Raw genomic sequence first — 12,774 nt, 5'->3', positions numbered from 1 at the left:
TGCCCACCGGGGGGGGGGGCTACCTCCCCCCCCCCCCCCCCGGGTTCGGGGGGCCGCCCCCCCCCACCCCCCCCCGGCCGCGGGGGGGGGGGGGCGCCCGCCCCCCCGCCCCGCCCCCCACCCCCGCGTCCAGTACGCCGAGGCGCTGACCGCCGCACCGGTTGCCAGCGGATCTCCGCGGCGTTACGTTGAGGTTGCCATCGATGACCGTCAACATCGCTAGGTACGGGGGCCGCATGTCCACGCCTGTCACTCGTCGCACCGTTCTGGCCGGTGGGGCCGGTGCCGCCATCGGCCTGGCCCTGCCCGGCCTCGCGGCACACGCCGGGGGCCACCATCCCACCAGCGTGAGCTTCACCCTCGACGCGACAACGCTCGACGGCGGTGAGCAGGTCACCTCGGTCACCCTCGACACCGGCCGGCTCGGGCCGATCGACCCGGCCGGGCTGACCCCCGCCACGTTCACCGTGCACGCCAAGGCCACCAGCCCGATCCCGATCGCTCCCGGCGACCAGATCTTCAGCGAGTACGACCTGGACCGCACGGTGACCGCGGCCCGACTCGACCGGCACGGCAACATCGTGCTGGAGCTGAGCCACGCCGAAGGCCAACCCGGCGGTGGCACCCTGGGCTACATCCTGAGCAGGGGCCGCAACGTCCGGCTGGACCTCGTCTACACCATCACGCAGAACACCCCCATCGTCCGGCGCCACGGCTCACCGATCACCATCACCCGCTTCGTGCAGGCAGGGCTGTCGAACCCCGAGGTGGACGCCTTCACCTACCACGTCTCGGGCTCGGGCCTGAAGTACCGGCTGTACTCGCCCGACCACTCACCCCTGCGCGGTCGGCGGCCGCTGATCGTCTGGCTGCACGGCGGCGGCGAGGGCGCCTCACTGCCCGACGACTACTACGACAACGAGACCACCCTGCGCGCCAACCGTGGAGCGCTCGGCTTCGCCACCCCACAAGCTCAGCGGATCTTCTCCGGGGCGTACGTCGTCGCTCCGCAGAGCACCTCCTACTGGATGGAGGACGGCCCCCGGTTCGCCCCGCTGATCCGCGAGATCATCCGGGACCTCGTACGCCGCAAGCGCGTCGACCCCGACCGGATCTACGTGGTCGGTTGCAGCAACGGCGGTTACATGTCCCTTGAGATGACCTCGACCTATCCCGACCTGTTCGCCGCGTCGGTGCCGATCTGCGGCGTCGTCGAGCCGCTCAGCGGGGAGGGCCCGCCGCTGATCACCGACGCGGAGCTGGCGAAGATCCAGACCCCGACCTGGCTGGTCACCTCACGCGACGACGACACGGTGCCACCCGAGACCAACACCATCCACGCCCACGATCTCATCCCGGGCTCACTGCTCAGCCTGTACGACCACGTCGTCTGGAACGGCTACCAGTTCCCCGGCCACTGGTCCTGGATCTACGTGGCCCGCAACGATCCGAGCCTGAACGGCACCCACATCTGGCAGTGGATGGCCCGCCGTCGTCGGTGATCTGCCGTCCGGGGTCGCGCGAGCGTGCCACGCCGATCGCGTCGGCCGGCAACGGTCACTGCTTGCGGCGTAGTTCGCGCAACACGCCGTGCCGGCGCAACGCCCACGCGAGGCGCCGCACGCGCGGGTGCCACACGAACAGCACCGCCGCCCGGCGGATCAGGCCGAACCGGTTGTCGCTCATCTGGTTCTCGATCGCCTGCCAGATCAGCTCGCGCACCTTGGCGCTGGCCAGCACCGCCCGCACCTCACGCCGCACCGCAGGGTCCTCGGCCGCCGACGCGATGGCGGCAGCCTGACCCGGTCGGTCCGCGAGCGGCTCCACCGCCGCCGCGACGAGCGGTCTGCGTACCTCGTCCTGCTCCAGCAGCAGCAACACCGCTTCCCGAATCTCGACCGTGTCCAGGGCGGACCGCAGCAGGTTCAGCAGGCTGCGCTCCACCTCGTGGTCATGGTCCGGAACAGACAGGGTGGCCAGCAGCCCCGCGATCTCCTCGAGATCGACGACGTGCCGTACCCCGGAGCGGAACTCGGGCAGCTCCCAGGCGACCTGCAGAGCCTTGACGAGATTGCGGTTCATGGGCCATCCGCTACCCGCAAGCGGCAGCCGACGAAACCCTGCGGCCTGTCCGGGCCGAAGCAGCGGCCACGGCCCGGCTGAGAGCGGCCGCCCGAACCAGGGCGACCGCTCTTCACCGGCTCAACACCACGTCAGCGTCGAGTTGACCCGCGTGACGTTGCTGATCGTGTTGTTCGCCCCACCGCAGGGGCTCTGGGTGATGTTGGTGCCGCTGACGGTCAGGTTCTGGAACCGGATGCCGGAGGAGATCGGGAACTCGCTCCGGGCCGCGATCCGCACCTCGCCACCGCCCGTCACCGTCCCGGACACACCAGCGACGACCACGTTGTAGCAGTTCTCCACCAGGATCGCGTTGTTCCCCGTGTTCGAGATCGTCACCCGGTCGATGACCGCCCCACCGGACTCGGACACGCAGAAGATCCCCCGACCGCCGCCGGACGCGAGCACGGTTCCGACCCGAATGTTGGTCGGGTACGAGTTGCCCACCCGGCCGTTGCGGTTGGCCATCCGGAACGCCGCGTACCCGGTTCCGGTCCCGGCGCCCTGCGCGTCGACCGTGCCGACCGTGGCGTTGATCGTGTCGTTGAGCAGCAGACCGGAGTCCCGGGTGTTCCGCGCCGTGACCGTGCCGATCGTCAGACCGTCCACGCCGTACGTCTCCACCCCGTGGGTACCGGTCCCCGACACGTACACGGTGTCGATGCGGACGTTGCGCACCTTGACCGCTCGATCTCCGCCGTGGTTGTCGATCCGTACGCCCAGACCGGCCGAGAGCCGCATGTCGATCTGTCCGAGGGTCAGGTTGTTCACGTTGCGCATGAAGATCCCGTACAACGGTGAACCGGTCAGCGTGAGGTTCTGCACCTCGACGTCCGTGGTTCCCCGCGAGTACACCGGTGCCTGGTCACCCGAGCCCGACCCGGTCACGTTGATCGTTCCGCACACCGCCAGGGTCGTGTACGACGGCAGCGACAACCGCGAGCCCGCGCTCACCGAGCCGGAGCCGCGAACCACCACCCGCTGCTTCGACGTACGACCCGCCGAGAGCGAGTTGACCGCAGCCTGCATCGCCGACAGCATGTCCGAACCCGAGTAGACCGTCGACGAGCCGTTGCGGGCCGTCCAGGTGCTCCCGCTCAAGACGGCCTCGGCGTGGAGCGTCCCGCTGCCGCAACCGCTACCCCCGCCGCCGATCGGAACCAGTTGCCACTGCTGGTTCGCGCCGCCGAGGTCGGCGTACTGACTGATCCGGCCGCCGTCGGCCGTGGACCGCTCCCAGACCTCAAGTGCCTTCACGGAGTGGCGGTTGATCAGCCGGACGTGCCCGCCGTCGGAGTCGAGGACCTGGAACTGCTGGTTGGTGCCGTTGACATCGGACCACTGGCGGTACTCGGCGCCGTCGGCGGTGTTCCACTCCCAGAGGTCGACGACCTTGCCGCTGTGCCGAGCCTTCAGCCGGTAGTAGCCGCCGCCGGAGGAGACGAACTGGAACTGCTGCCACGCGCCGTCGTTACGGGACCACTGCTGGAGCACGGCGCCGTCTGCCGTCGAGGTGTCCCGGACGTCGAGCACCTTGCCGCTGTGTCGGTTGACCAGGACGTAGTAGGCGCTGGTGTCGATGGTCGCCGCCGCCACTGGCGGTGCGCCGACCAGAACCGCACCGGCCGCGCCGACCAGCGTGGTGATCATGGTGAGCACCAGGCCGGTACGCCGGCCGCGATGGACCCACCCGCCGCCGGACGGTCTTCTCGTGATGGTGAAGGGCATCGCTCCTCCTGGCTGGATGGGCTGCGGGCGAACCTGAACGGCTGTCGGCGACCGCGGACACCTCGACCCTGTGGGCGGTCACTCCAGGTGGAAGGTGGCCGAGGCGCGCTCGGCGCTGGAGCTGACCGCCTCGATGTAGAGCAGTCCGTCGCGGTGGCGCACGTGGCGGCCCGGGAAGTTCTGCGACTCCAGGGATATCCCGGCGCTGTCGGCGAGGCCGGCTTGACGACGGAAGCTCGCGTCGCCGCCGAACAGCGCCGAGCCGTCGTTCTTCTCGACGTACAGGGCGTAGCCCCGGTGGCGTAGGTAGTAACCGGGGAAGTTGGTCGACTCCAACGACACCGAACCGCCGCCGGCGAGGCCGGTGACGATGCGGAACTGGGAGTCGGCCAGGTTGGTCACGTTCGGCTCGATCCGAGCCCGATAGTCGTAGTGCCGGATGTAGCTACTGGCCTGGTCATGGGACCGCAGTCGCACCGGTGTGGCCCCGTCGGGCACCGGGATGCCGAAGTTCGGGGTGCCGTCGGCGTTCCAGTACACCTTCTGTAGCCGGGTGCGTCGGTTCGGGTCGTTGAGCGGGTCGCCGGTGATGTCGCGGTAGTTCCGGTCGTGGTAGACGAGGATGTCGCTCTGCCCGTCCTCCGAGACGGTGAACGAGTTGTGGCCGGGGCCGTACTGGCTGGTGGCCGCGTTGCTGATGAACACCGGGCTGGGGCTCTTGCTCCAGGAGGCGGCGTCGAGCAGGTTCGCGCTCGCGGAGGCGCTCAGCATCCCGAGGCAGTAGTTGGCGTCCGTGGCGCTGGCCGAGTAGGTCAGGAAGATCCGGCCGTTGCGTTGGATCACCGCCGGTCCCTCGGCGACCCGGTAGCCGCGGGTCTCCCAGTCGTAGGTCGGCACGACGAGCCGGGTGACGGTGCCGGTGATCTGCCACGGGTTGGCACCCATCCGGGCGAGGTAGACGTTGGAGTTGTTGGAGATCCCTGGTTCCTGCTGTGCCCAGGTCAGATAGCGCACCCCGTTGGCGACGAAGGTCGAGGCGTCCAGGCTGAAGGTGTCCCAAGGGGTCGTGATCCGGCCGCGTTCCGTCCACGAACCGGTGAGCGGATTGGCGTTGCCGTTCTCCAGCACGTACATCCGGATCCGCCACACGTCGTCGGTGCGGCCCGCGGCGAAGTAGACGTACCACCGGTTGTTGATGAAGTGGATCTCCGGCGCCCAGATGTGGGCACCCATCTCTCCGCTGGTGTGGCGGCTCCAGATCGTCGTCTCCGCCGCCGTCGCCAACCCCTGCAGGGTGGTGGCCCGGCGCAGCACGATCCGGTCGTACTGCGGCACGGTCGCGGTCAGGTAGTAGTAGCCGTCGGTGTGTCGGAAGATGTGCGGGTCGGCACGCTGGTTCACCAACGGGTTCGTGTAGTTGACGGCCGGTGCGGCGTGCGCCGGCCCGGCCACGGGCAGGCCGGCCGACACGGCGAGGACCACCAACACCGCGGCCAGCACCGACCGCAGACGCCGCGGGCCACCGTGGCCGGCGGGTCCCCGGCGGACGGCCCGGCGGGTGATCGGGTCGGTTCGAGGGAATGGCAGCGGCATGTGTCCTCCGCGAGCTTGGGAACGGCCATTGACCAGCACCGGTAACGCCGCCGCGACGCCGTAGTCGATCCGGTCGACGCCGCGTGGCGACGTCGGGCAGGACCGGGGGAGAGGCGCGAAGGGCCGGGAATGTGACGGTGGCGTTGCATCCGGGTGGCGGAGTTCATGTTGGCGTTAACATCGATACATGTCAAGGTGTGATGCCCGCTCACCTGGCCGGAACAGCCGGCATCCGCGTACGTCGAGGTAGTGTCCTCGGCGTGCTGCGACGGTGGGTTCTGGCGATCCTGACGGCAACGTGCGGTGTGCTGGTGGCGGTGGCGCAACTGGCCGCCGGTCTGCCCGTCGTCGGCGGCGTCGAGCTGTTGGTCTTCCTACTGTTGGCGCTGCTGCTGTCGCCATGGGCCTTCCCCCGCTCGATGAGCGCCGCCGAGGCGCAACGGGCCAGCGCGGTGGACGGACGACCGATCGTCTACTGGCGTCCCGGCTGTCACTACTGCCTGCGGCTCCGGTTCTCCCTCGGCCGGCTCGCCCGGCGGGCACACTGGGTCGACATCTGGCACGACCCCGCCGCTGCCGCCGCCGTCCGGGCGGTGGCCGGCGGCAACGAGACCGTGCCCACCATCGTGCTCGGCGATCAGGCCGTCGTGAACCCCGACCGGGCCTGCTTCCGCCAGCAGCTCCGCTCGTCCTGACCCGGCGAACCCCTATCTCACCAGGGCACCGGCGAGGTACACCGCGAGCGGGCGGCGCAGCACCCTCATGTCGCTCGTCGGGTCGCCGGCCACGATCAGCAGGTCGGCTTCGAATCCGGGGCGGACGCGGCCCTTGCGGCGCCCCAGGCCACACACCTCGGCGCCGACCGAGGTGGCCGCGGCGAGGGCAGCGGTGGCGGAAATGCCGCAGGCCACGTACTCGACGAGCGTCTCAGGCAGGATCCCGTGCGGTTTCGCGGGGCCGAGGCCCGCGTCCGAACCGGCAACCAGGCGGACCCCGGCCCGGTGCAGGGTGGCAACGCCGTCCCGCAGCGCGGCCTCGCTGAGCCCGGCCCGCGCCGCCATCTCCACCACCTCCGGTGGCGTGACCACGGCCGGATCGGTGCCGAGCGTGGCACAGACCGCCACCCCGGACGCGGCCAGCCGGTCCGCGAGTTCACCGGGGACGTGGGCGCCGGCCGCGGTCACGCAGGTGCAGTGCTCGATGCCGTCCACACCGACGCGCAGAGCCTGCTCGACGGCGCTGAGCGCGTGCGCGTGCGCGGTCACCGGCAGACCCAGCTCGTGGGCCTGGGTCAGTGCGGCAGTCAGCTCCTCGTCAGTGAACTGCGGCCTCGTGGTGTCGGTGCCGGGGGTGAACACCCCGCCGCTGGCCATGACCTTCACCAGGTCGGCGCCGGCCGCCGCCCGCAGGCGTACGGCCTCGCGGACCCCGTCCACACCGCTCGCCTCGCCCCCCAACGACCAGCAGTGCCCGCCGACGCTGGTGAGCGGTGCGCCCGCCCCCAGCACCGTCGGCAGGTCGTCACGCAAACCCCGGTCGCGCCAACGGAGCAGCGCTCCGCGCCGGTCGCCCAGGTCCCGGACCGTCGTGACGCCGGCCGCCACGTGCGTGCGCAGCGACGCCTCGACGACCGCGTCGAGGTCTGCCTCGGGACGCTCGGCGAGCCGGCCGAGCGCGTCGGGCCCGGCGTCGGCGCACAGGTGCACGTGCGCGTCGACCAGGCCGGGCAGCAGAGTGCCGTTCGGCTCCTCGCGCACCGACCAACCGGCCGGCGCGTCGGCCCTACCCCGGTGCACGTCGGTGATGCGCCCGTCGTCGAGCAGGACCAGCACCCCACCGTCCACGAGCCGTTCGCCGTCGAACATCCGGGCCACCCGGACGGCATGCTTCGTCATCGTCACTCCAACCCGCCCCGCTCGGCCACAACTGCCACCACCGACGCCCGCGATGCCCTCGTCCGCTGGCGGCCACCGGTCATGGCCCGACCATCGCACTGCCACGGGCACCCGGCCTCCCTCGCCAGAGCGATATCCATCCCCCTGCCCGGTCGGCACCTGTCGGGTCAGTCGGGACATCACCAGTCGCTGTGGCGTTTTCGCCAACACCTGCTGGGGATACCGACGCCGCCCGACTTCTCGCGCTGGACGGGCGACGACAGGAGGACGGTCATGGCGTTGACCAACCCGGCACCCGACTACTTCGAGCCCGAGGACGGCATGTTCCTCGCGACATTGCTGATCGTTCGCGATCTGGCGCGGTCACGGGAGTACTACGAGCGGGTGTTCGGGGCGACCTGCGTCCACGAGAGCAGCCCGCTGATCATGAAATTCTTCAACAGCTACATCATCATCAACGTCGAGGGCGGTCCGACGGACGACAAGCCGACGGTGCAGGCCAAGGCGCCAGCCGACTCCAACACCCTGAGCTGCGCGATGAACGTCCGGGTCCGGGACATTCGGAAACTCTACGAGGAGTGGAAGTCCCGGGGCGCGGACTTCCTCACCGAGCCGAAGGACCACGGGACGGAGATCCGCTGCTACCTGCGTGACCCGGACGGCTACCTGGTCGAGGTGGGTCAGGGTCTCTGACGGTCTTCTCCGTGGACTGTGCGGCGCTGCCGAGAGTCGACGGCTTCGGCCTGCCAGCAGATGGCTCGTTGCTCTTCTTCCTGGACCACCAGGAGGACCACCTGGCCGGTGGCACCGGGGACCGGAGTTACGCGCGAGTCGTGTACGTGCCGGCCGACGCCGCTACCGAGGTGGCGGAAGAACCCAGCATCCCCTTCCAGCAGCAGTTGGCCCGCGACCTGGAGGTTGACCTGCCGCACCTGGACGAACTCCGTGCGGTGGCCGACGACCTCTGGCCGCCCGACGAAGGGCTCGCCAGCGCTGATATCGGCGGGTATGCCGATGACGAGGTGATCGGGAGTATCGCGGAGCAGACCCTCGCCGGGCGGGAGCAGGCCGGCGAGATCGCCGTCCCGCTGGCGCAGTGGTACTCCCACATGGAGCGGGAGAAGCACCGGCTGACGAGCGAGTGGGTGTCGATCGCCCGTTTTCCGCTGACCGACGAGTTCTACTACGGCAGTTTCGTCATCCGCCACGACGACGTGGCCGCCGGTCGGCTGGACGAGGCGCTCTCCGTGACCGAGTTCAGTGAATAGAACACCGGCCTCGTCTGATCGGCCAGCCATCGCGATCTTCGATTCGGCGGCGGGCTACCCTGACCTGCGGTGTCTCGAAACCGCGTGACCAGAGGAGTCGATGCTGACATGACGGCAGGACGACCGATGCCGACCCAGGACGACGTGCTCGGGTACTTCGACACCCTGTCGAACTGGGGACGGTGGGGCGACGAGGACGAACTCGGCACGCTGAACCACATCACCGACGACGTCCGGCTCACGGCGGCGCGGGCCGTGCGTCACGGCCGGAGCGTGTCCTGCGCGTGGGAGGTCGCCGCACCGGGAGACATGGAGCGGTCGACGACGACGTGCCCGTGCACCGCCGACATGCCGGGTGCCGAGAACATGCCGCCCGCCTTCCACGCCGACCGGCGCTGGGGCTTCTCGTCCGAGCGGGTCGGTATCTCGTACCACGGCAACACCGTCACCCACCTCGACTCGCCGTGTCACATCTACTGGGACGGCACCATGTACAACGGGCGGTCGCACTCGTTGGTCGACGCCGCAACGGGTTCGGCGTGGGCGGCCGTCACAGCCGCCGCGAACGGAATCGTCACGCGTGGTGTCCTGCTGGACGTCGCGGCGGCCCGCGGTGTGCCGTGGTTGGAGCCGGGGGAGGGCGTGTTTCCCGACGACCTCGAGGAGGCCGAGCGTCGCCAGGGCGTGCAGGTGCGCCCCGGCGACGCGGTACTCCTGCGGACCGGTTACGGCCGCTTCCGGCACGAGAACGGTCCGGCGAGCGGGTTCACGCAGGCCGGCTGGCACGCGTCCTGCCTGCCGTGGCTACAGGAACGGGGGGTGGCGCTGATCGGCGCCGACAGCCCCCAGGACGTTCAGCCGTCCGGGTACGACGACGTGTTGATGCCTGTCCACGCCGTGAGTCTCGTCGCGATGGGTCTGTGGATGCTCGACAACTGCGATTTGGAGGCCTGCGCGACGACCGCTGCCGAACTCGGCCAGTGGGACTTTCACCTGGCGGTCGCACCGGTCCGCTTCGTCGGCACGTCCGGCAGCCCGGTCAACCCGATCGCCACGTTCTGACCGTTGCGGCGGTGGCGAACGCGTGCCAGGTGGTGCAGCACCATCAGGGGAACCACGCCAGCCGGATACCAGGCCAGGTCAACGAGGTCGAACTGCACACCCAGGGCGAGCCTCGCGGCCACGCTCCGCGCCGACAGTTCGGCTGGCACCCCGGTCAGCTGCGCGAGTTCGACCACCCAGCAGAAGGCGATGCCGAGAATCCCGGCCGGTGCCGGCGCCATCCGTGGCCACAGGAACAGCGTCATCGCCCAGACCATCGACGCGTACAGCGCGGTGCCGGAGTATTGCCGAAGCGCCCCGTCGTCGACGGCGCGGATCAGCAGGGCGAGGCCCGGGAACAGCAGCGCCGCCACCGGCATGAGCATGCGCACCGTACGGGCCGTGATCGGTGTTCTCGCCGTGGTAGCCACCACACCACGGTACGGGCCACGGTTGGCCGTGGTGCCCGCTGCTCAGCTCAGATCCAGGACGGGCCGGGTCAGGATCTCTTCGGCGTACCCGTCGTCAGAGGCGAGCCACTGGCCGAAATCCTTGTCCCGGTAGGCGGTCGCGAGGGCGAGCCACCCCAGGAAGAAGCCGCTGCCTCCGCAGGTGGTGCTGCCGCCATCGCCGCCGCACACGATGTCGCGTTCGGTGGTCGCCTCGTGCTTGTACGGGTCTTGCCCGATCGCCAGCCCCCACAGGTTGGTCTCGCGGTGCGTTCCGGTCTTGTAGTCGTACGGGTAGCCGTCGTTCGGGGAGTCATCACCCCAGCGGAACAGAGTGGTCGCCCCCGCTCCGCATGCCCACTCCCATTCATCCGCGGTCGTCGTCCGCAGGCCGACGCTCGCCAGCTGGGCCATCGCCTCGTCATAGGAGACGTCCGTAATCGCTCGGGCCCTCGCCACCTGCCCGGTCTGGTCGAACTCGACGATCAGCCCACCGGCGGACCGGAACTGGCTCACCCCGTCGAGCTGGGCCCCCTGTGACGCGATGAGTTTGCGTACCCGGGGGTCGTCCGGCGTCAGCGAGACCTCGCAGGGGTCGAAGGCGTCCACCGCGACCAGCATCGCCGGCAACTCGACGCTGCGCACCGGCGAGGTCATCGCGTCGACGTACTCGGTCAGCGGTGGAAGGCCGTACTCCTCGGCGCTCTCGGCGTAGCTGGCCAGCTGGTCCGGGGTGGCCTGGAAACGAGCCGCGTCGTGACCGAGCGTCGGTCGGCCGCCGGGCACCAGCGCGAACCGCATCCCGCCCCGCTCGAACAGCGCCACCCGGTGCGACCGCCCCGCGTACACCGTGTCCGGAAGGCCGACCGGCACGGTCAGACCGTGCCGGTCGGCGATCTCCTCGGCGAGGCGGCGGGCGGCACCATCGGAGAGGTCGTTCCACTGCGCGAAAGTGAGATCGGCGTACGACACCGCGCAAGGATAGGTCCGGGCGGCCCGCTCCCGCAGGCGCGTTCCCGGCGGCAACCTCACGACCGAATTGGCGCCCACACGAGCTCTCACAGGTGTTGTTCCAGTCGTCGAACCCTGGCTGCGCGCCGGCCATAGTTGGCGGCCACGGCGATGACGAGCGGGCCCCACGCGAGCATCGGGGCGTAGTAGCGGAGCACCTCCCAACCGGGAGCCGGGTGTACCGGTTCGTCGTCGCCGATGCCGACCCAGATGCTCTGCACAAAGTGGAACCTATGGTTCAGGAGGAAGTAGACGCAGATGACGACGAGCGACCAGCCGCCGATCAGCGCGACGCGCACGACCGGACGCGCCGGGATGCGACGGCCGCCGATGCGGGGCACCCAGTGCGGAAATCGCTGTCCCCACCGGTGCACCAGCCCGAGTGTCAACAGGGCCAGGCCCATCGACAGGGTGGACAGGAAGATCATGTACCAGTGCGTGGTGGCATCGTCGGTGAACACCAGCGACAGTCGCCAGAGTGCGGACGGCAGGACGCAGAGCGGGACGGCGTAGGCGGCCCAGATCGCCCACGGAGGCGGGGCGGCGGTCGAGACGTGGGCAGAGTCGGTCAGGCTCATGGATGCTCCGATCCTGGAAGCTTGGTCATGGTGGTGTCGGGCGAGGTGGCGAGGGCGTAGCCGGTGGTGGTGACGGCCAACGACACTCCCCAGCCGAGGAACACCAGCAGCGTGGCGGTGACCGCCCACCCGTCCCGCACGTCGGACCAGCGCGTGTCACCTGTGAGCAGTTCACCGACGAGCACGGCGATGCTCAGCACGCCGTAGGTGACCAGCGTCAGCGCCACCACGCCCGCCGGGATCACCGCCAGCCGTCGGGGGACCTGTCGACCGTGTAGTCCCGGAACCCAGCGCGGAAACCGCTGCCCCCACCGCTGTACCAGCCCGAGAACGAGCAGGCCGGCGAGCGGCGGGACGAGCGTGATCGCCACCCCCGTCCACGTGGAGAGGTTCCGTTCGATGTCGTTCAGTTCCCGCTCGGAGATGCCGATCGGAACGCCGAGCACCCATAGGGCGTGCGGGACGGCCCAGCCGACCACGGGCAGCGCGACGGCGACGTACGCCCAGCGGCGCGTCCACCGTGGCACCGGCCGGTAGCCGACGGCGGCCGGTCCGCGCTGGGGCCCGGATGCGTTCGCGAGCCCGGCGAACAGGATGCCACCGGTGACCAGCACGAGCCGGGCTCCGAGGTCACGCCAATCCGAGGGCCGCCCCGCCAGCGCCGCCGGGATCTCGAAGGCCAGGTGCAGCGGGAACGCGACCACCAGGAGCAGCGCGGCCGCAGCCCAGCCACCGGCGGTCGCCCAGCGGCCGGGAAACCGGACCGTGCACCCGAGCACCACCGCGAGGGCGACGCCGACTCCCACCGCTCCCCACCCCGACCAGAACGGCAACGCCACGACCTGGTCCGCACCGCACCCGCCCGCCGGATCGACCAGTTCGGTGCGATCGCAGGCGGTGTACCCCCACCGGCCACCCGCGATCCAGTAGAGCCGCTGAGCCACCGCAGCGACGACGAACACGGCACACGCCAGCACCCACGGTCTGGTGCGGGTCGGTATCTCAACGACAGCCATGGACCAACGATCGCTGGCTGCGGATCGTCTCTCCTCCCCAACAGAAGGGGATGCGCTCCCTCTGCCGGGGGACA

At 70.1% G+C, this 12,774-nt stretch carries 13 protein-coding genes; 5 read left to right on the top strand and 8 right to left on the bottom strand.

The features are described from left to right. Positions 1 to 236: 236 nt before the first annotated feature. A complete protein-coding gene (locus ACIBD9_RS15385; RefSeq protein ID WP_396718024.1) occupies positions 237 to 1,502 on the top strand; it encodes a prolyl oligopeptidase family serine peptidase in 1,266 nt (421 codons plus the stop codon). A 55-nt stretch (positions 1,503 to 1,557) separates the two neighbouring features. Here ACIBD9_RS15385 and ACIBD9_RS15380 read toward each other — a convergent pair whose 3' ends face one another. The 3 genes from ACIBD9_RS15380 to ACIBD9_RS15370 all read right to left on the bottom strand — a co-directional run bounded on the left by ACIBD9_RS15380 (position 1,558) and on the right by ACIBD9_RS15370 (position 5,442). Next, on the bottom strand, positions 1,558 to 2,082 hold the full coding sequence (locus ACIBD9_RS15380; RefSeq protein ID WP_396718022.1) for a hypothetical protein: 525 nt from the start codon (positions 2,080 to 2,082) through the stop codon (positions 1,558 to 1,560). A 120-nt stretch (positions 2,083 to 2,202) separates the two neighbouring features. Beyond that, positions 2,203 to 3,849 carry an RICIN domain-containing protein gene (locus tag ACIBD9_RS15375; RefSeq protein WP_396718020.1) on the bottom strand — a complete coding sequence of 549 codons (1,647 nt, stop codon included), beginning with the start codon at positions 3,847 to 3,849 and terminating at the stop codon, positions 2,203 to 2,205. A 78-nt stretch (positions 3,850 to 3,927) separates the two neighbouring features. Next, positions 3,928 to 5,442, bottom strand: coding sequence for a family 43 glycosylhydrolase (locus tag ACIBD9_RS15370; protein WP_396718018.1), 1,515 nt, complete (start codon positions 5,440 to 5,442; stop codon positions 3,928 to 3,930). Positions 5,443 to 5,702: 260 nt separating this feature from the next. Between ACIBD9_RS15370 and ACIBD9_RS15365 the strand changes: the two genes are divergently transcribed. Continuing rightward, positions 5,703 to 6,137 (top strand): glutaredoxin domain-containing protein, encoded by a 435-nt coding sequence (locus ACIBD9_RS15365; RefSeq protein WP_396718016.1) that lies wholly within the window; start codon positions 5,703 to 5,705, stop codon positions 6,135 to 6,137. A 12-nt stretch (positions 6,138 to 6,149) separates the two neighbouring features. Here the strand turns inward: ACIBD9_RS15365 and ACIBD9_RS15360 are convergent, their stop codons facing one another. Next, positions 6,150 to 7,337: an amidohydrolase family protein gene (locus ACIBD9_RS15360; RefSeq protein ID WP_396718014.1), complete on the bottom strand. Its 1,188-nt coding sequence runs from the start codon at positions 7,335 to 7,337 to the stop codon at positions 6,150 to 6,152. Between the two features lie 273 nt (positions 7,338 to 7,610). On the opposite strand from ACIBD9_RS15360, the gene ACIBD9_RS15355 reads away from it, so the two are divergent. The 3 genes from ACIBD9_RS15355 to ACIBD9_RS15345 all read left to right on the top strand — a co-directional run bounded on the left by ACIBD9_RS15355 (position 7,611) and on the right by ACIBD9_RS15345 (position 9,667). Continuing rightward, positions 7,611 to 8,030, top strand: coding sequence for a VOC family protein (locus ACIBD9_RS15355; RefSeq protein WP_112733158.1), 420 nt, complete (start codon positions 7,611 to 7,613; stop codon positions 8,028 to 8,030). An 11-nt stretch (positions 8,031 to 8,041) separates the two neighbouring features. Next, positions 8,042 to 8,605: a DUF1963 domain-containing protein gene (locus ACIBD9_RS15350; protein WP_396718012.1), complete on the top strand. Its 564-nt coding sequence runs from the start codon at positions 8,042 to 8,044 to the stop codon at positions 8,603 to 8,605. A 108-nt stretch (positions 8,606 to 8,713) separates the two neighbouring features. After that, positions 8,714 to 9,667: a cyclase family protein gene (locus tag ACIBD9_RS15345; protein WP_396718009.1), complete on the top strand. Its 954-nt coding sequence runs from the start codon at positions 8,714 to 8,716 to the stop codon at positions 9,665 to 9,667. Here ACIBD9_RS15345 and ACIBD9_RS15340 read toward each other — a convergent pair. The 4 genes from ACIBD9_RS15340 to ACIBD9_RS15325 all read right to left on the bottom strand — a co-directional run bounded on the left by ACIBD9_RS15340 (position 9,595) and on the right by ACIBD9_RS15325 (position 12,700). Continuing rightward, on the bottom strand, positions 9,595 to 10,077 hold the full coding sequence (locus ACIBD9_RS15340) for a DUF2809 domain-containing protein (RefSeq protein ID WP_396718007.1): 483 nt from the start codon (positions 10,075 to 10,077) through the stop codon (positions 9,595 to 9,597). The two genes, ACIBD9_RS15345 and ACIBD9_RS15340, sit on opposite strands and share 73 nt — an antisense overlap. A 42-nt stretch (positions 10,078 to 10,119) precedes the next feature. Then, entirely contained in the window at positions 10,120 to 11,067 is a 948-nt protein-coding gene (locus tag ACIBD9_RS15335; RefSeq protein ID WP_396718005.1) for a hypothetical protein, read from the bottom strand. A gap of 86 nt (positions 11,068 to 11,153) precedes the next feature. Continuing rightward, on the bottom strand, positions 11,154 to 11,684 hold the full coding sequence (locus ACIBD9_RS15330) for a hypothetical protein (RefSeq protein ID WP_396718003.1): 531 nt from the start codon (positions 11,682 to 11,684) through the stop codon (positions 11,154 to 11,156). Beyond that, positions 11,681 to 12,700: a hypothetical protein gene (locus ACIBD9_RS15325; RefSeq protein ID WP_396718001.1), complete on the bottom strand. Its 1,020-nt coding sequence runs from the start codon at positions 12,698 to 12,700 to the stop codon at positions 11,681 to 11,683. The genes ACIBD9_RS15330 and ACIBD9_RS15325 overlap by 4 nt, the downstream gene beginning before the upstream one ends. Positions 12,701 to 12,774: the final 74 nt, after the last annotated feature.

Origin of the sequence: Micromonospora sp. NPDC050784 (genome assembly GCF_044456765.1) — a bacterium.
Taxonomy (GTDB): domain Bacteria; phylum Actinomycetota; class Actinomycetes; order Mycobacteriales; family Micromonosporaceae; genus Micromonospora; species Micromonospora foliorum.
This window is presented reverse-complemented; position numbering and strand designations above follow the sequence as displayed.